Annotated in this window: 1 tRNA gene; it reads left to right on the top strand. The window is 41.0% G+C overall.

Annotation, left to right across the window (positions count from 1 at the left end):
• Positions 1–110: 110 nt before the first annotated feature.
• A tRNA-Gly gene (locus B2R65_RS15610) sits at positions 111–186 on the top strand.
• Positions 187–227: the final 41 nt, after the last annotated feature.

Here is a 227-nt window from a genome sequence, read left to right as displayed (position 1 = left end):
AAGTCCGGCCTCGGGCACCACTTTGTGGTTTAATTACATAGCCAAGTGTAATTTATAAAAACAATGTTACATAAATTAGTTTGTGTAATTAAATTTAGAATTAATATGATGCGGCACTAGCTCAGTTGGTAGAGCGCGACCTTGCCAAGGTCGAGGTCACGAGTTCGAGCCTCGTGTGCCGCTCCATATTAGTTTTATCCACTTGCTTTAAATAGCAAACTCGATGC

Origin of the sequence: Pseudoalteromonas sp. UBA2102, from assembly GCF_002331165.1 — a bacterium.
Lineage (GTDB): Bacteria > Pseudomonadota > Gammaproteobacteria > Enterobacterales > Alteromonadaceae > Pseudoalteromonas > Pseudoalteromonas atlantica.
The sequence above is the reverse complement of the archived record's forward strand: the minus strand, read 5'-3'. Positions and strand labels throughout refer to the sequence as shown.